Annotated in this window: 17 protein-coding genes; 6 read left to right on the top strand and 11 right to left on the bottom strand. The window is 65.9% G+C overall.

Features of this window, described 5'->3' with window-relative positions:
• Positions 1–66: 66 nt before the first annotated feature.
• Positions 67–1,281 (bottom strand): polysaccharide biosynthesis protein, encoded by a 1,215-nt coding sequence (locus QRN19_RS07745; RefSeq protein WP_285026178.1) that lies wholly within the window; start codon positions 1,279–1,281, stop codon positions 67–69.
• Positions 1,282–1,321: 40 nt separating this feature from the next.
• Entirely contained in the window at positions 1,322–2,392 is a 1,071-nt protein-coding gene (locus tag QRN19_RS07740) for a glycosyltransferase family 4 protein (RefSeq protein WP_285026177.1), read from the bottom strand.
• 107 nt (positions 2,393–2,499) lie between these two features.
• On the opposite strand from QRN19_RS07740, the gene QRN19_RS07735 reads away from it, so the two are divergent.
• Entirely contained in the window at positions 2,500–4,017 is a 1,518-nt protein-coding gene (locus tag QRN19_RS07735) for a hypothetical protein (protein ID WP_285026176.1), read from the top strand.
• Positions 4,018–4,093: 76 nt separating this feature from the next.
• Here QRN19_RS07735 and QRN19_RS07730 read toward each other — a convergent pair whose 3' ends face one another.
• The 8 genes from QRN19_RS07730 to QRN19_RS07695 form a co-directional block, all read right to left on the bottom strand.
• Positions 4,094–5,197, bottom strand: coding sequence for a glycosyltransferase (locus QRN19_RS07730; protein WP_285026175.1), 1,104 nt, complete (start codon positions 5,195–5,197; stop codon positions 4,094–4,096).
• The gene (locus QRN19_RS07725; protein ID WP_285026174.1) at positions 5,194–6,090 is read right to left on the bottom strand and encodes a glycosyltransferase family 2 protein; all 897 of its coding nucleotides are present in this window, start codon (positions 6,088–6,090) and stop codon (positions 5,194–5,196) included. The genes QRN19_RS07730 and QRN19_RS07725 overlap by 4 nt, the downstream gene beginning before the upstream one ends.
• Positions 6,090–7,043, bottom strand: coding sequence for a glycosyltransferase family 4 protein (locus QRN19_RS07720; protein WP_285026173.1), 954 nt, complete (start codon positions 7,041–7,043; stop codon positions 6,090–6,092). Before QRN19_RS07720 ends, QRN19_RS07725 begins: the two co-directional genes overlap by 1 nt.
• A complete protein-coding gene (locus tag QRN19_RS07715; protein WP_285026172.1) occupies positions 7,040–8,185 on the bottom strand; it encodes a glycosyltransferase in 1,146 nt (381 codons plus the stop codon). The genes QRN19_RS07720 and QRN19_RS07715 overlap by 4 nt, the downstream gene beginning before the upstream one ends.
• On the bottom strand, positions 8,185–9,621 hold the full coding sequence (locus QRN19_RS07710; protein WP_285026170.1) for a sugar transferase: 1,437 nt from the start codon (positions 9,619–9,621) through the stop codon (positions 8,185–8,187). Before QRN19_RS07710 ends, QRN19_RS07715 begins: the two co-directional genes overlap by 1 nt.
• A 241-nt stretch (positions 9,622–9,862) precedes the next feature.
• Entirely contained in the window at positions 9,863–10,765 is a 903-nt protein-coding gene (locus tag QRN19_RS07705) for a hypothetical protein (protein WP_285026169.1), read from the bottom strand.
• An 80-nt stretch (positions 10,766–10,845) separates the two neighbouring features.
• Entirely contained in the window at positions 10,846–11,445 is a 600-nt protein-coding gene (locus tag QRN19_RS07700; protein ID WP_285026168.1) for an arsenate reductase/protein-tyrosine-phosphatase family protein, read from the bottom strand.
• The gene (locus QRN19_RS07695; RefSeq protein ID WP_285026167.1) at positions 11,442–12,824 is read right to left on the bottom strand and encodes a tyrosine-protein kinase domain-containing protein; all 1,383 of its coding nucleotides are present in this window, start codon (positions 12,822–12,824) and stop codon (positions 11,442–11,444) included. The genes QRN19_RS07700 and QRN19_RS07695 overlap by 4 nt, the downstream gene beginning before the upstream one ends.
• Positions 12,825–12,975: 151 nt before the next feature.
• Between QRN19_RS07695 and QRN19_RS07690 the strand changes: the two genes are divergently transcribed.
• The 3 genes from QRN19_RS07690 to QRN19_RS07680 all read left to right on the top strand — a co-directional run bounded on the left by QRN19_RS07690 (position 12,976) and on the right by QRN19_RS07680 (position 16,320).
• Complete coding sequence (locus tag QRN19_RS07690) at positions 12,976–13,725, top strand: CPBP family intramembrane glutamic endopeptidase (RefSeq protein WP_285026166.1); 750 nt, start codon at positions 12,976–12,978, stop codon at positions 13,723–13,725.
• A gap of 191 nt (positions 13,726–13,916) precedes the next feature.
• Entirely contained in the window at positions 13,917–15,635 is a 1,719-nt protein-coding gene (locus QRN19_RS07685; RefSeq protein ID WP_285026164.1) for a DUF4012 domain-containing protein, read from the top strand.
• 142 nt (positions 15,636–15,777) lie between these two features.
• On the top strand, positions 15,778–16,320 hold the full coding sequence (locus QRN19_RS07680; RefSeq protein WP_285026162.1) for a hypothetical protein: 543 nt from the start codon (positions 15,778–15,780) through the stop codon (positions 16,318–16,320).
• Positions 16,321–16,394: 74 nt separating this feature from the next.
• Here the strand turns inward: QRN19_RS07680 and QRN19_RS07675 are convergent, their stop codons facing one another.
• Positions 16,395–16,574, bottom strand: coding sequence for a hypothetical protein (locus QRN19_RS07675; RefSeq protein ID WP_285026161.1), 180 nt, complete (start codon positions 16,572–16,574; stop codon positions 16,395–16,397).
• 285 nt (positions 16,575–16,859) lie between these two features.
• On the opposite strand from QRN19_RS07675, the gene QRN19_RS07670 reads away from it, so the two are divergent.
• Positions 16,860–17,282: a hypothetical protein gene (locus tag QRN19_RS07670; RefSeq protein WP_285026160.1), complete on the top strand. Its 423-nt coding sequence runs from the start codon at positions 16,860–16,862 to the stop codon at positions 17,280–17,282.
• A complete protein-coding gene (locus QRN19_RS07665) occupies positions 17,279–18,133 on the top strand; it encodes a CPBP family intramembrane glutamic endopeptidase (RefSeq protein ID WP_285026158.1) in 855 nt (284 codons plus the stop codon). Before QRN19_RS07670 ends, QRN19_RS07665 begins: the two co-directional genes overlap by 4 nt.

The raw sequence follows: 18,133 nt of genomic DNA, 5'->3' as shown, positions 1-18,133 counted from the left end.
AGTCGACATCTGAGACTCAGATGAGGGTGGCGTCTGTAGGCGCGCGGGCCCGGCGTTAGACGGAGCTTACCGGGCCAGCTTAAGTGCTCGTCTGACCGCCGAAAGCTGGATGAGGAGAACTGTCGCCTCCGCAGCGATCTCCCCGAGGAGAGCCCCCAACGGTCCGAAATGGAAAGCTAGTAGAAGGATTGCTGGCACGCCAACCAGCGCGCCTGCGAGCGCGCTGAGGCTGATAGCACGGATGTTACGCAAGGCGACGAGGGTGATGTTCCCTGTGGCTCGGGATACACAGACGATGAAGATCATGCACCCCCCGAGGGCGCTCAGGGTGAACGATACGGTGACGACTCCCGAGAACAGTATCGAGCTGACCCACGGCGCCAGCGCCGCAAACACCGCTCCCGCGGCGGCCCCCATGATGGCGTTGAGGAGTATCGAGCGAGTGGCGCGCTTCAGCCTGGTTTCGCGATCTGGCGCACGACCGACCCAACCCTGCATGAAGTTTGGAATCGATTGCAGGACCGTCAACGTCATCCGCTGCAGTCGCTCGATCGACGCGAATACCGCGACCGATTGCGGAGAGACAATGCTGACAAGGGTGATGGGGAGAGCGATGTAGAGGGCGCTGACCGCTCGTCCCGAGAGGGCAACCATCTGGAGGCGGATCGCGATGAGGATCCGACCGCCGCGAACAGTTCGGAAATCGCCAAACCTCACTCGCGTCAGCAGGAGCGCCAGAACCGGTGAGGCGAGGGAGGGAATGAGGATCGCCAAGCCATAGACCAACAGCGGTGCACCGAGGCTGATTGCCACGGTTGCGATGATCACCGCGATGATCCGAGGCAAGGAGTCCGTGATCATGATCTTTGAGGGTGAACCTGTCCCGACAAAGAACCAGGACGCCGTCAGCCCAACGCCGGTTGCTCCGACTGCAACGAGAGCCGCGGCGATCTCGTAGCCTGGCGCCAGCAGCACCGAAACAACTGCAGCGATCGGCCCTATGACGACAAAGGCAACGCCTTTCGTTGCAAGCGAGGTCGCCAAGATCTGACGCTGATTCGTCGCTCGTGCTCGTGCCACCCTCTGCGGTCCATTGAGACCCCACCCCAATTCGACGAGGACGCCGCCGGCTGCACCGACGGATTGAGCGATCGCAACCGCCGCCCATGCGAGGGCTCCGAAGTTGGAAGTGATCGCGGGTAGCGCGATCAGCGGACTGATCGCACCAAGCATCGGGAGAACGAGAAACCCGAAGAGTCGACGGAACGTCTTCGCGTTCATCGGAGCTTATCTTCCGGCCGACGACGTGTCGGCGCGAATCTCACTGCTCGCCTCTTGCCCGCCGGAAAGATGAAACCACCTGCTCGCATACTTCGCGGAAGGGCTCGCGGTTGGCGTCAATCGTGAAGAGGTCGAGCGCTTTGCGCCGCGCTCGAGAGCCTAGCTCCCGGCGAACGAGAGGATCAGTCAATTTCTCCAACGCGTTGGCAAGGGCGGGCACCGATGAAGGTTCCACCGTCAGACCGCCGGACCCCACTGCCCAGGTCATGGGCTCGATGTCGCTTACGATGACCGCGCGACCGGCGAGCATGGCGTCCATCAACTTCGCCGGGAGCTGACCATGGGCGTATCCGTCGTCTTTGCTCGGGATTACCACGATGTCCGCGTTCTCGACCAGCGCGAGGCCCTCATCGAACGAGGTCATTCCGACCCACTGCTCCCAGGGCCGAGCGTCCTCGGGTGCTTCGTCGGTGAGCTTGAGCGTGATGTGGAGATCCTGACGGTTCGCGACCGCCTCACGCAGGATGTCGACGCCCTTGTGCTTCCGATTCGTTCCGACGAATGCGATGGAGGGCTTGGAGCTGGTGTGCGGTGCGCCGAAGCCCCGGTCGTCGCGAACATGGGGAACGACAGGCCCGCCGTAAATGGTTTGGAGGACCGGATTGCTCACGATGGTTTCCGCCTGCAGGGCGAGCCGCTTCAGCTCCTTGTTCTTGCGCACGGCGCTGAACTTGAGGATGCCCTTCGCGAAGCGGCGCAGCGGGCGCCGCCACGACAGCGCGGCTTCGAGATCCGGGTCGTCGACATCGAGGAGGAGTGGTCGCTGCACGGCGTGCGCGAGCCGTCTTGCGCGCCCGAATGACGTCTCCACCGGCTTGACTGCGAAGACCAGGTCGGCACCCTCGACAGCCGCGAGGAGTATGGGGTCATCCTCGTCGATCGTGCGGCAGTTCGCGGCGAAGTCTCCGCCGCGCAGTGGACCCCAGATCTCGCCGCCACGTGGCGCGAACACCTGCGTCTCCCAGCCGTTGGCCCGCATGAGCAGCCAGAGGCAGTAGGTGCGACCGAGCGAGTTCGACGTGATGTCCGGGGTGAAGATCGCGATTCTCATGCGTCGTTCTCACATCGCGAGAGGTCCGGGAAGCGCAGCCGACCCATACAAGATGCCTTTCAGGGCGAAGCGGGAACAAATGGCGTGATCTCAGCACTGTCCTGAGCGTGATGGTGCGTCCCAGACTACCAACGGGATACATCACTGAACGTCGCATCACTCATCCGGAATGCCGGTCATTCTGCGGGGTGTCGCTCGTCCCATCGATATCGGAGAGAACTCTCGGGACCACTGGTCGGGTGAGACATACTGGACCAGTGAACAATCGCGGGGTGGTCTGGGGGATCGGCGGTGCTATCGCCACAGCGGTCCTGGTGCTCGCCTGCCTTCGTTTTCTCTCTCCAGTGATCTCCCTGCTGCTCCTCGGGGCTGGGCTGCTGATCGTGTGGGCACTCTTCAAACCGCTCCAAGCGGCGTGCGTTCTCGCCTTCTTGACGGCAGCGTTCCCGAAAGCCGGAATCAAGGTCGACGGATTCCCCTTCCCTGTGTTCCTCTTCGGGCTCATCCTCGCTGTCGCTCTCGCCACGATCGCACTCGGATGGAAGCGTCGCGCCCCGACGATGGACATCCTGCTGCTGATCTACCTGGTCTGGGTCCTGTGCCGGGTCGTCGCAGTCGGACTCCCGGCCGGTTTCACACCTGCATTCCAGTTGCTTGCCTGGTCGGCGATCCCAGTCGTCCTCCTCGTCATCACGACTCACCTCAAGGGCGACGGGACGCCCATCCGAAAGAGCTTGGAGCGCGGATTCCTCGTCGCCTGCGTATATGCGCTCGTCCAGTTCGTCGGTGGAGTGGTCGAGACGGCGATTCCCGGCCTTTCCTACGCACTTGGCGATGACATCCTGGAGAAGAACAACGTCATCTACTCGAGCACCGTTGCCGACTTCTCGAAGATCCCGTCGACCTACCAGAACGGCAACATCTTCGGACTGGCGGCCGCGGTGTTCTTCTCAGCAGCACTGCTGCGGATCGCGAAGAAGCAATCCAGCGTTCAAGACGTCGTCGTCCTCTTGGGGGCACTCGCGGCGATCGCGCTCTCTGGCTCCAGGACGGCGATCCTCGCGGCCGTGATCGTGACGCTTGTCGTGTTCCTACGCGGAGGAAGCCTCAGCCGCAAACTGGCCATCTCTGCCGTGGCAGTGGGCGTCGTGATGTCCGTGGTCACGATTCAGCCGGGCTTCATCGAGCGGTATTCGATCGACAACATCCTCGCATCAGGAGGTGCCGGCAGGAGCGATGTCTGGTCCATGGTGTTGTCGCAGCTGACGCCGCTCGAGTACTTCTTCGGCACGGCGTCCTGGCGCACTCCCGCGGAGGGGATCATCGGGATGATGATGCAGATCGGCATCTTCGGGATGATCCTGCTTGTCGCGATCATCGCGCGTTCAATCTCGCGCCGAAGCGGCATGTGGGTCGTGTGGTTGACGCTCGCCATCGGAGCAAGCATTGATTCCAGCTACATGCTGTTCCCGACCTGGTTCATCCCCGCAGCCCTCGCGGCCGCGGCGGTGACGGCCCCGGCTCGTCCGGCGGAGAGTCAGCCCCAGTTGGTCGTCCCGAAGTCAACGACATCGACGAGAGCGACCGGCCCGTCTCGAACGACGGCCGGAACGTCTTCGGTCTGAGACTCGGCTTGGCGCTACACCTTGCAAGCTCGATGTGGGTGACGGCGGTCCGACACAACCGAGGCCGCTACGGCGATCAGATCGACCGGACGAACAACCATCGATCAGCGGCAAATCGACCGTCGACCTGAGGGAGATCGGCTAGTACGGCTGAGCGCGCACGGCGGGATCGGAGAGCGTCGACGACTGCGCGCGTCAGCTCGCCGCGCGGAGCCTGAGGCGCCAGCACGCGATGTCCGTGGTTTTCCAGCCAGTCTGCGATGCCGGTTTCCGAGCTCGCGATGATCTCGGTTCCGACGCTGAGGCCCTCGACGATCGGAAGGCCGATCTGCTCTTTCCAGTTGGTGAAGGGTTGCGACAGTAGAACGGCGACGTCAGCTTGGCGCTGCGCCTCGAAGATGATGTCACGGGCGGGGTCGATGATGACGGTGGTTCGCGGTGCCGTCTGCGCCCAACTGAGGACCTCCGCTTCAAGCGGCCCCTTGCCGAGGATCTGCAGTTCGGCGTCCGGTGAGGCGGCCAACACGTCCGACCAGCTGTCCATGAGCTGGCGAATACCCTTCCGCTCGTCGAGCGCGCCGACGAACAGCACCTTCGAGGCCGGCTTGTCGCCCTCTCCGACGAGTGCGGACGGGTGGGCGGTCGGCAGGCCCCAGATCAGGGTCGTCTCCGGCGGACGACGCTTCATCCGGGCGCCGAGGAGGGCTTCGTAGTTCGTCTCCGCGTCGGCGGTGCCGAAGACGACGCGAGTCAGCGACCGGTAGCAGAATCCGACCGTCAGCCGCAGCAGGGCTCGGGTGACGGCGACTGGCAGATGTGTGCTCGAGGCGACCTTCCGCGGCAGGTCGGCGTTCTCGATCGCGTAGGTCACGAGCTGGGTCGGCTGACGATGGAACAGCCGGCCGATTCGCGCTGCCGCCGAGATAATCAGGTTCTGCGGCAGAGCGCTCGGAGCGTAGGGTTCGACGATCTCCAGCCTGGAGTAGGTGCCCTTGAGGACCAGTGTCGCGATGTGTGCGAATGACGTCTGTTCGACCCGGACTCCCGCAGGAGCTCGGGTCATATCGAAGTCGTACATCGGCTTCTGATAGAAGAAGTCGCCCGGGGCGCTGTCGTGCAGCCGCTCGAGGTGCGTCGTTCGCGCGCCGCGGTAATACCGGGCGATGGGTTTCTGGGTCATCGGGGCCAAGCGTCCTTCGTCACACGTTCGAAAGCAGGCTGTTCCGTCTGGCGCAGACCGTCTCGATACGCCAGCCAGATGTCACCAGCGAAGCGGAATCGGCCTGCGGCGACGCGTTTGCCCACACGCAGCGTCGCGCGGATGACGGACGCCAGGAGGAAGTGCCGCTGACGCGCAGCGACACGGCCGAGTCCATACGCCGAGTAGAGCTGGACTCGATCGCCGGCGATGCTGTGCGACGACGAGACCGCATGAGCGACGGTCGCGTCGAGTGCGATCGCAACCCCGAAACCCGCGGCGCGGGCGCGGTAGCCGAACTCCACGTCCTCCCAGTACATGAAGAAGGTCTCGTCCAGCAGGCCGATTGCCTCCAGAAGGCGTCTGGAGACCAGGACGCACGCCCAGGTCACGAAGTCGGGGCTCGTCGACCCCGCTGTCTCGTCGATCCGCAGGGGGAACCCGATGGTCGGACCAAGCGCCTGGAGTGAGCCGTCCTCATTGAGGATCGCCGGGCCGACGATTCCCACACTCGCATCGCGTTCGAACGCGGCCAGCATCGCGGACAAGGCTCCCTCGTGCAGCCGAGCGTCGTTGTTGATGACGAGCACGAAGTCTGCGCCAGTGTCGAGGGCATAGCGCAGACCGACGTTGACTCCGGCGGAGAAACCGCCGTTCTGCGACCGTTCGAGCAGGACGTGATCCGGAGCGTCCGACGTGTCGAGCGCTTGCCGAAGCGTGCCGTCAGCCTCGTTGTCGACGATGATGATCGGGTTCAGACCGCCGTCCTGTGCGAGCGAGGCGATGCAAGCGGTCGTGTTCTCTGCGTCGCGCCAGTTCAGGACGACCGCGGCAATCGAAGGTTGGGGCGAGGAGACCGCTTCAGGACGATCCATCAACGCTCTCGCAACACGTTCGAGACGATCTCAGCCGTCCGGTCCCAGCTGTAGCTCGCTGCCGGAGCCGTGGCGCGGGGACGGTCAGCGAGGACCGTGCGCAGGGCTTCGGACCAGGCCAGGTCGTCGTGCGCGTCACCGACCGGGAAACCCTGCCCACTCGAGATCTCGGCGATCGACTCGCAACCCTCCCAGAAGATCACCGGGGTCCCGCACGCGATGCTCTCGACGGCAGGCAGCCCGAAACCTTCGACCAGCGACGGGAAGACGGTGGCCACCGCGCCCCGGTAGAGGTCCGCGAGCTCCGGATCGGAGAGTCCGCTCCGCACCTCTACGCGGTCGGCAACCCCGAGCTCGGCGGCCCGACGCTCGGCACCCTCACAGTCGTTCATGACGACGACGAGTCTGGCGTCCGGCACGCGGGCCAGCGCTCGGAACGCGACGTCGACGTTCTTGTGCGCTCGCAGGTTGCCGACGTACAGGAAGTAGGGGAGAGCATCCGTGGCGTCAGCCGGGGCGTCGCCCGGGTGAAACGCCTCCGACAGCCCGTTGCCGGCGTTGACGACCTGGACGCGATCGTCATCCACCCACTCTTCGATCGCGCGCTTCGACGTCTCCGACACGGTCAGCACCAGTCTGTTCCGGCGGATGATCGGGCGCAGGACTGCCGAATAGTGCGCGAGGTACACGGCACGACGATTCGTCGTCGGGTGCAGATGGATCAGGTCGTGCACCGTCACCACCTGGGGCGAGCGCGCGAGGAACCCGTTGTAGCCGGGGGAGTAGATGGTCTCGCCGGAGGGCGTGCGGCGCACTCGGAGAAAGTCCTGCGGATCGGACGGCTTGCCGCCCACCTCGAGCGGCGACCACTCGACGCCCAGCCGCGAGAGCACCTCGGACGCATAACGACCGATGCCGTGGACGCCGCTCCACCTGGTGTCGGCAAGGATCATGAGGCGAGGGTCCGATCGGTTCCATCAGCTCGGGCGGAATGACCGACCCAGCCGGTGAGCTTGGTGGCGAACGCGGCGGATCCGAACAGGGCGTTGACCCGCTCCTGAGCCGGTGCCATGTCGACGAGGAGGGCGCGCTCGACCGCCTCGCGCAGCGTCGCGTCGTCGAGGGCATCGACGACGACACCGCCGTCGATGGCGAGCACGCTCTCAGACGCGCCACCTTCGGAGAGCACGAGCGCGGGCGTACCGAGGGCCATCGCCTCGACGGGCATGATGCCGAAGTCCTCGACGGCCGCGAACACGAGGAGCGACGCCGCCTGGTAGAGCGCGAAGAGCAACTCGTCGCTCGGCCTCGTCATGATGATGACCGGCACCGTCGCGGCATCTGCCAGTGCCTGTAGTTCGGCATGCTGCGGTCCAGCGCCCGCGAGCACGACCGGCAGGCCGGCGAGTTCGCCAGCGCGGATGGCGACGTCGAGTCGTTTGTAGTCGACGAAGCGGGAGGCACCGAGGACGTACTCGGTCGGCAGCGTCGAGAACAGGTAGGCGTCCTCGGCGCTCAGGCGGTCCGCCCAGGACGGCACGCTCTGGAGGTACTCGACGCGGACCGGCGGGTGGATGACCTCGGCCTCGACGCCCCACGAGCGTTCCATCCGCTGGCGGATGTAGTCACTGTTGGCGGCGAACGTCGCGCCGTCCTGCGCGCGGTTCCGGTCGATCCGTCGGAGTGCGGGCGCGATCGCCCGCGCCGCGAGGTTGCCGCCGCGGACGTCCAGCTCAGGGGCCCAGAGGTATCGAGCAGGCGTGTGGACGTAGACGAACCGCTGCGGGCCGTCCGCTCCCTGGCGTCCGCCGGCGTGATGCGCGAACGCGTGCGAGCTGATGAGGACGAAGTCGGCGGCGGTGACGTCGGTCCTGGCCCAGGTGGCCGGCATGAACGGCAGTGCGGCCGCTTTGCTCTTCCGCAGGGGTGTGCGGGCGATCCAGGATTCACTCACCGTGTGGCCGGGGAAGCGGTCGGGCGCGTTGCTCCACAGGCAGTGGATGTCGGCGTCGGGATAGGCGGCGGCCATCGCATCGACGACGTTCTCGGAGCCGCCGTGCCGCTCGATCCACTCGTGGATGATGAGCCCCGCCATCAGTGGGCTTCCTTGCCCGGAGCCACGACGGCCCGGATGGTGCGCCAGAGGATGATGACGTCGCCGGTCAACGACCAGTTCTCGACGTAGTACAGATCGAGGCGGATGGCGTCCTCCCAGCTGAGTGCCGAGCGACCGCTGACCTGCCAGAGGCCCGTCATGCCGGGCTGCACGATGAGGCGACGCTTCGCCGCGGAGTCGTAGAGCGCGACCTCGCCCTCACGCTGTGGGCGCGGACCGACCAGGCTCATGTCGCCGCGGAAGACGTTGATGAGCTGGGGGAACTCGTCGAGCGAGAACTTCCGCAGCGTGGCGCCGACGCGGGTCAGGCGTGGGTCGTTCTGCACCTTGAACAGCGGCCGGTCGCTCGTGCCCTGCTCGGCGAGCAGCGCGGCCAGTTCGGCGTCGGCGTTCACCCGCATGGATCGGAACTTGAGCATGTTGAAGGGCTCGCCGTTCAGGCCGATGCGTTCCTGGCGATACAGGACCGGACCGGGGCTGGTGAACTTCACCAGGAGGGCGACCACCAGCAGGATGGGGGAGGCGACGAGCAGGATGAGGCCGGAACCGAGGATGTCGAAGGCGCGCTTGGAGAAGCGCTTGCGACCCTCGTAGCGAGGGGTCTCCACGTGGATGAGTGGAAGGCCGGCTACTGGGCGGGTGTGAATGCGCGGGCCGCCGACGTCGGTGAGGCTCGGCGCGACGATGAGATGCTGGCGCCCCGGTTCGAGACTCCAGCTCAACTCGCGGACACGCACCGGCGTCAACTCGTCCGAGCTGGTGATGATGACCGTATCTGCGCGTGTCACTGCGAGGGCGTCGAGAACTGTGTCAACGGTGCCAGAGACCGGGATACCGGTGTCACCGAGGGTTCCGCCGACCTTGCCCGTCGGAACGCAGGCGCCGACCACTCGATAGCCGGCGTCCGTGTTGCGGGTGAGTTCCTTGGCGATGTGTTCGGCCGAATCAGCCGATCCCACGAGCAGCACCAGCGACGCGTAGCGACCGTGGGCACGCTGCACGGACAGCCACTGGCGCCACATCCACCGTGACAGCAGCAGGACGAGGATCCCAAGGGGGAAGGCCAGCAAGAAGTATCCGCGCGCGAGATCGAGCTTCACGAGGAAGGCGATGATCGCGATGATGCCGAACAGGCGGATACTCGCGTCGGCGATGAGTCGGTACTCCGCATTCCCGCTTCCGACCACTCGGTACTCCCGGGTGCCGAAGATGCGAAGCGTCACGAGCCAGGCGACGATGAGGGTGATCGAGATGACGGTGTAGTTCACGACAACGCGTGTCATGTCGAATCCGACCGAGGTCGTCTCCTGGTCGAAATCGAACCAGAACAGTTGGGTGCCGAAGACGATCCAGATGAGGACGATCGCGTCGGTAACTGCGAGGCGCCGAGCGTAGACCCGGCGCCAATCGCGCACGACAGCGCGAGCTGGGTCGGGGGGAGTGCTCGCAGGCGTCGTTGGCAGCGGCACGGAAGGCTGCGACAGCATGCGGTCTCCGTGGTGGAACACGTAATTACTACGGGTGACGAGGGAAGAGCTTGGTGGTTCGATACGCGGATGTATCGGGACTGCTGCTGAGACTATCGGTGAAGATGCGCAACATCTGTCCTCCTTTTTGCGGATGCGCCCCGGATTGGTGACAAATGTAGGGATAACCCTAGCCCCAGGTGACGCCGCCGTCCGGCGAGCGGTACAGCTGGTCGCCGACCCAGAGCCAAGCGCCCTGGCCGGAGATCGCGAGTGCGGCCGGTGCTGACACGTCGGCTCCGTCTATACAGCCGACGAGCGGGGCGCTCGCGAACGCCGCGGGGACCCCGTTGATCGCCAGCGCGCCCAGGCCGTTGCATCCGGGAACACCGCGGGCCACGAACATGAGGCGCTCGCCCTCGGTGGCAAGCGCATGCACACCGGCGTACGGGGTGGTACCCCACGATCCGGTGGTCGGGTCCCATTCCGCCAGGACGGCCGTGCAAGCGGTCACGGTCCTGTCGGTCGTCGCACTCATGACGTCGATGGCTGGGCAGGGGAGCCCGACTCCCTGGCCCGACACGACGATGGCCGCGTCATCAGGGGTCAGGTAGCTGATCTCGCCCGGCAGGGCGGCATCCGGTGCCCAAGAGTCACCGGCATCTGAGGACGAGAAGCCTCCGACCGCACAGGCTTCGCCGGTTGCACCGATGATCTCGATCTCCCCATCGTCGCCGGTCGTGAGAGCGAGCACCTGACGGAGGTCGAATGCGCTCGTCGCCAGCGGTGTCCAGGTCTCCCCGGCGTCGACGCTCCGCTCGACGACTGCGGGCGTCGATGAGCAGGCGCCCGCAGTGGCACGCCAGAGGGTCTGGCCGTCCACCGTGGTGATGAAGCGCTTGCCGTCCGCTGCGGCGTCACCCGTCGGTTCCGCCGATGCGTCAGGCGCGGGTTCCGGCTCAGGCGTCGTGTTGAAGGTGACGAGTGGCCGCGGCGTGCGGTCAGCCGTCGGTGCGCGGTTCGCCGTGAGGGCGAGCCCGACGAGGATCACATCGACGATGAGGAACAGCACCAGACCGACGACGACCAGCACACGTTGGCTGGAACTCAGGGAATCGCGCCACCGCGACCGGACGTTCGCCGATCGGAATGTGGAGCGTCCGCGCTTCGTGCTCACCGCCGATCGCCCGACTGCGCCAAGTGCTTCGCGATGATGTCGATGAACTCATTGATCTGCGCACCGACCCGCTCGTACGTTTCCGAGCTGCGACGGTACGGGTCTTCGATGTCGTCGTCGTCAGGGTTCGCCGGAGGTGGCACCAGGCCGCGTTCGGCCGCGACCGACGCGACGAGCTCCCGGAGATCGGCGGCTGGTTCAGTCTCCGCGATCAGGCGAGCGAACTGCGGAACGGTGAATGTCACTCGCGAGGCACGGGGGAGGAGACGGGCGACATCGCTCCGGTGCTCTCGCGTCGCCGTGAGGATGAGATCCGCTTCCGCGACGATGTCCCGGTCGAGCTGCCGCGCGACGTGGTTGCTCGGATCTCCGCCGAAACGACGTGACTGCTCGACGACCTCTGGCGGCATGGTCAGCTCAGGTTGCATCCCCGTGCCTGCACTGGACACGCGGATGAGGTGGCCACCCGCGGTGACGCCGGCACCATCGAGCCGTGCCTTCAGGAGCTGGGCACCAAGCGCCGACCGGCAGATGTTCCCGGTGCAGACGAAGAGCACCGAGAACGGACGGATGGCCGCCATTGTGGCGTCGGTCACGCCTTCACGTCCTCGGCGTAGCCGTAGCCGGCACCATAGCCGTAGCGCGCGTATCCGTAGGCGTCCGGGCCCTTCGTCGGGACCATGGTCATGACGAGACCGGCGACCGAGGCGTTCACATGGACGAGCGCCTCGAGCGCACCCTTCAGCTGGTTCTTGTGGGTCCTGCCGGCGGCAACGACGACCAATGCGCCGCCGGTGTGGCGAGCCAGCAGTGCACCATCCGTGACGGGAAGGAGTGGCGGTGCGTCGATGAGCACGTAGTCGAACTGCTTCTCGAGACCGGAGATGAGCTTCTGCATGACGCTCGAGCCGAGGAGCTCGCTCGGGTTCGGCGGGATCGCGCCGGCCGGGAGGACGGTGAGCGCACCGCGGCCCCAGGGCTGCATCGTGTCCTCGAGCGTCGCGCGCCGGATGAGGACATCGCTGAGGCCGACGGCTCCTTCGAGGTCGAAGTAGGTGGCGAGCTTCGGTCGACGGAGGTCGGCGTCGATGATGATGACGCGGTGGCCGGCGTCCGACAAAGCAATCGCGAGGTTCGCCGCCGTCGTGCTCTTGCCCTCGCTCTGGATCGACGAGGTGACGACGTAGCTGCGGGGTTGGTCGCTGACGTCGAGGAACTGGAGGTTCGTTCGAAGGCTGCGGAACGATTCGGCGCGCGGGCTCTTCGGGTCGGCTTGGACGATCAGGGGGCGCTGCTTCGCCTTCGGATCGAATGCGATACCGCCCATGATCGGAATCTCGGTGAGACCCTCGATGTCGCGCTCGTTCCGGATGCGGGTGTCGAGCGTCTCACGGAGGACCGCGAAGGCGATTCCGAGCGCGAGGCCGATGAGGACACCGAGAGCGAGATTGAGGGGTACGTTCGGGCTGCCTGGCGTCGTCGGCACGTTCGCTTCTTGCACGCGAGTCAGTTTCACCGGGCTCGTTGCGCCGTCGTCGGTGCTCTCGATCTTCGCGACGACGCCGGTCAAGCTTTCCGCGGTGGTGTTCGCGAGCTCGGCGGCGAGAACCGGGTCCTCGCTCGTCGCGGTGATCTGGATGATCGTGGTGTCGGGCGTGGCCACGGCGGACACTTGCCCGCCGAGCTGGCCGGCGGTGATGTTGAGTTCGAGCGCCGCGATGACCGGCTGGAGCACGATCGGTGTGCTCACGAGGTTGACGTACGTCTTGACCCGCTGCTGCGAGTAGGTGTTCCCCTGCGTGAGGTCCGACACGTTGTCACTCGACTGTGTCGAAACGAACACCTTTGCCGACGAGCTGTACTCGGGCGTCTTCGCCAGAGAGTAGGCGGCAGCGGCGGCGACGCCGACGAGCACGAGCGCGACGATGAGCACCCAATACTTGCGAAGGACACGGAGATAGTCGGTGAGCTCCACGCGGTGGCTTCCGTTCGATGAGGAGGAGAGCGGTTCACCCTGCTACCAAGGCGTGCCCCGAACAGGGCGTTGGGAGCCATGCTGCCATAAACCGACGCTTGTTCCCGAGCGTCCGTGTCATGAGCGTGGCCGATTGCCGTAGTTTGCTCTCGTGACGATCCCAGGTGAGACCATTCCGCGCGACGAGCAGCAGGCGGCGCGGACGCGTCTCGTGATCGCGACGATCGGATTCGCAGCGACCGTGGTGATCGCGCTGGGATTCCCGGGCGGTGTCCGGATGGTCGGGCCGTTCTCCCCGCTCGGTGGCTATCTGCTCGTGTGGCTTCCACTCGTGCTGGCCCTCGTCATCGTCCTGCTCGTCCCCAGCCTGCGCCCAATGGCTCCGTCCGCCGTCCGGTGGGGCATCCGCCCGATCGACCTTCTCTGGGGTGCTGCGGCGGGTCTCCTTCTGCGGATCATCGTGAGCTCGCTCGAGGTCCTTTCCTATGGCGGGCTTCCCGCCACAGCTGGGAACGCTGTCCCGCTCGCGACCGCGGACGACGTGGTGTACGTCGTCGTCGCACTGCTTTCAGTAGTCCTCATCGCGCCGGTGATCGAGGAGACCTTCTTCCGCGGGCTCGTCCTCCCGTCGATCATCGGGATGCTCCGCGGCGGGCGATGGATCGCGGTCGCGGTCAGTGCGTCGCTCTTCGCCGTCCTGCATCTCCTCGCCGTCACCACCGTCGCCCAGGCGATCGTCGTCGGGGTTGGGACGCTGCTCGTCGGACTTGGCGCGGGAAGCCTCGCGGTCCTGACCGGTCGGCTCGGGCCCGCGATCGTGGCGCATGTCGTGTTCAATGCGTCGATCCTGGCGCTCGGTCTGTCCGCCGTGACCGGCGGCACCGGCGTCGTGATTGAATAACCCCCATGCCGGCACCCGAATCCGACAATCGTCGCTCGCCTTCCTCAGGCCCATCGAGAACCTCCTCCCGGGGGTCCGGAAGCCGGCGAGCCACGAGCGCGCGCTCCCGCGCTCGACGACGGGAGAACGCCGACCCCGAGCGGCTGCGTGCTCGACGCCGGAGGACCGCACTCATCGTCTCCGGCGTTCTCGTGCTGTTGTTGGCGGCCGTCGCGTGGATCGGTGTACGCGCATTCCTCGCCAAGGGGGAGCTGGAAGCGGCAGTGCCCCTTGCCCAGCAGGTCCGCGAGCAAGTGCTCGGCGGAGACGCAGCTGCTGCAGGTAAGACCGCTCGTGAGCTCGCATCCCACGCCCGCGAGGCTGCCGCGCTGACGAGTGATCCGATCTGGCGCGCCGCCGAGATCGTGCCGTGGATCGGGCCGAACCTCGCAGCTGTCCGGAACTTGGCGGGTGCGACCGATGAGGTCGCGGTCGGAGCGATCGCTCCGTTGGTGAACCTCTCCGGGTCGCTTCGCCCCGACCTGTTCAAGCCTGTTGACGGTGCGGTGCCGCTGCAGCCGATGATCGATGCTCAGCAGGACGTTCGCTCGGCCGACGACGCTCTCGAGGGTGCGGCCAAGCGAGTTCGAGGGATCGAGCAGTCGGGCCTCATCAGTCAGGTGTCGTCTGCGGTCGACCAGCTCGGACCGGTACTCACCGAGACCGCCGACACCGTCGATGCAGCGCGGCGCGCCATCGATCTGCTGCCGGTGATGCTCGGCGCGAACGGTCCGCGCAACTACCTGGTCATGTTCCAGAATCCTGCCGAGCCGCGCGCGAGCGGCGGCAACCCGGGTGCCCTGGCTCTGATCGGTACAGACGGAGGCCGCATCTCGCTCCTGCAGCAGGCGACGTCGGGCGACTTCCCGCGATTCCCGGAGCCGGTTCTGCCGCTGTCGACGGAGACCGCCGGCATCTACGGCAACATCACGGGCCGTTTCATCCAGGACGTCACGCTGACGCCGCGATTCGACGTGTCCGCCGAGCTTGCATCGGAAATGTGGTTCCAGCGGTTCGGTACCCGCGTCGATGGCGTCCTCAGTATCGACCCGGTCGCCTTGGGATACCTGCTCGCGGCGACGGGACCGATCGACCTTCCCTCGGGTGATCAGCTCACGACCGAGAACGCGGCAGATCTACTGCTGAACCAGGTGTACCAGCGTTACCCCGCTGGGGCCGAGCAAGACGCCTTCTTCGCGGCAGCATCGGCTGCGGTCTTCGACCGCATCTCGACCGGTAACTTCGACGCCACGAAGTTGGTTGCAGCACTCGCCAAGTCGGGGGACGAGCGACGCGTTCTGGTGTGGAACGCCGCTGAAGCGGAGCAGGTGCTCTTGGCCGGAACCACGTTGACCGACATGCTACCGACCGAGGAGCAGCAGGCCGACGCATTCGGCGTCTACATCAACGACTCCACCGGTAGCAAGATGGGGTACTACCTCGACGTCGAGACGCAGAGTGGCATAGCACAGTGCGGTGCCGCAGGACAGGTCTTGGGTTTGCGTCTGAAGATTACGAACACGGCTCCGGCTGACGCAGCCACCTCGCTGAGTGACTACATCACCGGCGCTGGCATCTACGGGGTCACGCCAGGGAACTTCAACTTCAAGGTCGCGGTCTACTCGCCTCCAGGGTCGTACACCGAGGGAGTTCAGCGTGATGGCGCTGATCTCTCGGTGCAACCCGGGCTCGACGGTGATTTCCCGGTGTCCCAATTCAGGCTCGAGTTGGCTCCAGGTGAGAGCACGACGATCGACGTGGGGGTTTCAACGTCCGGCGTGTCGAAGCAGCCTTTTGTCGTCTCGACCCCGAAACTTCATCTTTCCGAAACACAACAACTGGTGCCTACCTGCAAATTTGCCGTACAGTGATGCGTGTTGTCGGATTTGAGCCGTTTTCGGGGGGTATCAGATTCGGCGCAATATTCTTCGTCACGACGCCGCTGGTTGTGACGGTAGCTACAGCTATGCCAGCACAGCACCGCTAACTGACAAGTCTCCAAGGGGAACCCACATGCTCAAGAAAATCACCGCGGTCTTCGCGCTGGCCCTCGCTGGCCTGTTCGTCGCTCCGCTCGCTGCAAACGCTTCGTACGTTCCTGGCGCCGACATCGTCGTTACCGGCAACGTCGCTCCCGGTGGAACGTTCGACGTCACGTTCACCGATGGCGCGTTCCAGCCGAACGAGGACGTGTCCCTCGCCCTCACCGGTGAGAACGCGACCGGCGCGACGCTCGCAGCCGTTGACACAAAGACGCTCGTCAAGACCGCCTCGGCCACCGGGTCCGTCGTCCTGACCGTCACGCTCCCGACCAACGCGACCGGCACGTACACGGTCACCGGCACCGGCCTCTCCTCGCAGCTCATCGGCACCATCACGGTCACCGTGAAGGCTGCTGCTGCAGGTGGCGGCGCCGGCAACGGCGGGCTCGCCGACACCGGTTTCAACACCCCGGCCTTCCTCGTGTGGGGTGCTGCCGGCGCAGTCGTCCTCGGCGCAGCGCTCATCGCGGTGTTCGTGATGATCCGCCGCCAGCGCGCAGGCGTTGCAGCGTAGTAAGCCTCTCGACCTTCGGGTCAACAAGAACGGCCGGTGCATCTGCACCGGCCGTTCTTGTTGGTGTCCGAACCCTACGCGTCGTCGCTCGGGTGGTCGGGGTCTTCCTCCTGGTTGAAGTTCGAGGCGTCGGGGTCGTGACCGACCGCGAGGCCGTCCTCGCTGTTGGGGATGGTCTGGTTCTCGCCCAGGCCGCCCGGCTTCGGCGTTCCCTCGCTGCTGTTCTGGTCGGGGTCGTTCGTGTCGTTCGTCATGGGGAACACGTTAAGAGGTACAGCGGCGCGGGTGAGCGGGCTTGACAGGGGGTCCGGGCGGAGGTTCTGGCCCTTCGACAAGCTCAGGGACCGGGGGGGTGCTCAGGGACCGGTGGGGGTTGCTCAGGGACCGGGGCGACGGGCTCAGGGACCGGGCGGACCGACGGTTCTTGCGGAAAACGGATAGGCCGGGATATACCTCCCTTCCGGGGGACAGGTGACGGGCAATACAGTTCCAGCAGCCTGGGTCCGGTCGTCGGATCCTGCACGACCGAAACGAGCATCATGACCATGACCATCGGCAAGAAGACCGTCCCGACGCCCATCGCCGTCTCCTTCTGGCTGTGGGTGGTCGTCGCCGTCCTCCTCGTCATCTCCGGCATCATCACCGCCACCTCGCCAGCCGAACAGACCGCCGCCGCCAACCTCAAGCTGCCCGTGCCGACCGAGGTCATGACCATCTCCTCCGGCATCGGCTCGATCATCGGCGCCGCACTCCACGTGCTCTTCGCATGGTTCATGGTCCAGGGCCGCAACTGGGCACGCGTCGTCCTCACGATTTTCGGTGTCCTCTCCGTGCTCGGCTCCATCGCCACGATCTTCACCGGTAGCATCCTCGCGATCATCGTCGTGATCGTCACGATCGTCGCCGTCGTGGAGATGTACCTGCCGGCAGCCCGCGCGCACTTCTCCCGCCCCGTCCGATGACCCAGGAACGGACCGACCCACCGCCGACCCCGCGCCAGCAGCGCGCCGAAGACCGCCGGGCGGCTGCGGCTCTGCCCTACTCTCCGGCGGACGGCAGCCGCTGGGGCGCTGGCACCGCGCTCGTCGTCCTCGCGATCACCCTGGCCCTGCTGGTCGTGCTCCGCATCGTGCTCCCGGCGATCCTCGGGGACACGCAGCTCGCCGATCTCATCCTCTGGACCGTCTTCTACGGCGGCATCCTCGTGGCGATGGGCGTCGTCTGCAAACGGCTCGGCACGGGCTCCTGGGTCACCGACTTCGGCCTGCAGTTCCGCTGGTTCGACGTCTTCATCGGTCTGGGCTCGGCGATCGGCATCCGTCTCGTCGCCGGCATGATCGACGGCGTCGTCATCACCCTGATGGGCGGAACGCCGAAGTCCAACATGGCGCCGCCGGCACCCGAGATCGGGTGGGTCATCCTCAACTCGGTGATCGCGGTCGCCATCGTCGCGCCCTTCTGCGAAGAGCTCCTCTTCCGAGGCCTACTGCTGCGCGGCTTCCGGAACACGGTCCTCCGCGGACGGTCGACCGGAGCGGTGCGCGGTGGCGCCGCGACGCCGTCGACCTCTCGTCGTCGCGCCGCCGCCGTCGTCTCCGTCGGGGTGAGCGCGCTGCTCTTCGCCGCCGTCCACCTCTATGAAGGATGGGGGAGTCCGGTGACGATGGTCACGCTGGGCCTCAGCATCCTCGTGCTCGGCATCGTCAACGGCGTCTACGCCGCGACGACCAAGCGCCTCGGCCCCGGCATCTGGACGCACGTCTGGTTCAACGGGATGGCCGCCGCGACGGTGATCGCGACTGCGATGAGCTGA

This window comes from Plantibacter sp. ME-Dv--P-122b (assembly GCF_030209375.1).
Classification (GTDB): Bacteria; Actinomycetota; Actinomycetes; order Actinomycetales; family Microbacteriaceae; genus Plantibacter.
The sequence above is the reverse complement of the archived record's forward strand: the minus strand, read 5'-3'. Positions and strand labels throughout refer to the sequence as shown.

Excerpts from the sequence above, each read along its gene's own strand:
- QRN19_RS07725 (WP_285026174.1), bottom strand. The coding sequence starts at position 6,090 with ATGGATCGTCCTGAAGCGGTCTCCTCGCCCCAACCTTCGATTGCCGCG.
- QRN19_RS07670 (WP_285026160.1), top strand. The coding sequence starts at position 16,860 with ATGACCATGACCATCGGCAAGAAGACCGTCCCGACGCCCATCGCCGTC.
- QRN19_RS07720 (WP_285026173.1), bottom strand. The coding sequence starts at position 7,043 with ATGATCCTTGCCGACACCAGGTGGAGCGGCGTCCACGGCATCGGTCGT.
- QRN19_RS07740 (WP_285026177.1), bottom strand. The coding sequence starts at position 2,392 with ATGAGAATCGCGATCTTCACCCCGGACATCACGTCGAACTCGCTCGGT.
- QRN19_RS07715 (WP_285026172.1), bottom strand. The coding sequence starts at position 8,185 with ATGGCGGGGCTCATCATCCACGAGTGGATCGAGCGGCACGGCGGCTCC.
- QRN19_RS07680 (WP_285026162.1), top strand. The coding sequence starts at position 15,778 with ATGCTCAAGAAAATCACCGCGGTCTTCGCGCTGGCCCTCGCTGGCCTG.
- QRN19_RS07730 (WP_285026175.1), bottom strand. The coding sequence starts at position 5,197 with ATGACCCAGAAACCCATCGCCCGGTATTACCGCGGCGCGCGAACGACG.
- QRN19_RS07665 (WP_285026158.1), top strand. The coding sequence starts at position 17,279 with ATGACCCAGGAACGGACCGACCCACCGCCGACCCCGCGCCAGCAGCGC.
- QRN19_RS07675 (WP_285026161.1), bottom strand. The coding sequence starts at position 16,574 with ATGACGAACGACACGAACGACCCCGACCAGAACAGCAGCGAGGGAACG.
- QRN19_RS07745 (WP_285026178.1), bottom strand. The coding sequence starts at position 1,281 with ATGAACGCGAAGACGTTCCGTCGACTCTTCGGGTTTCTCGTTCTCCCG.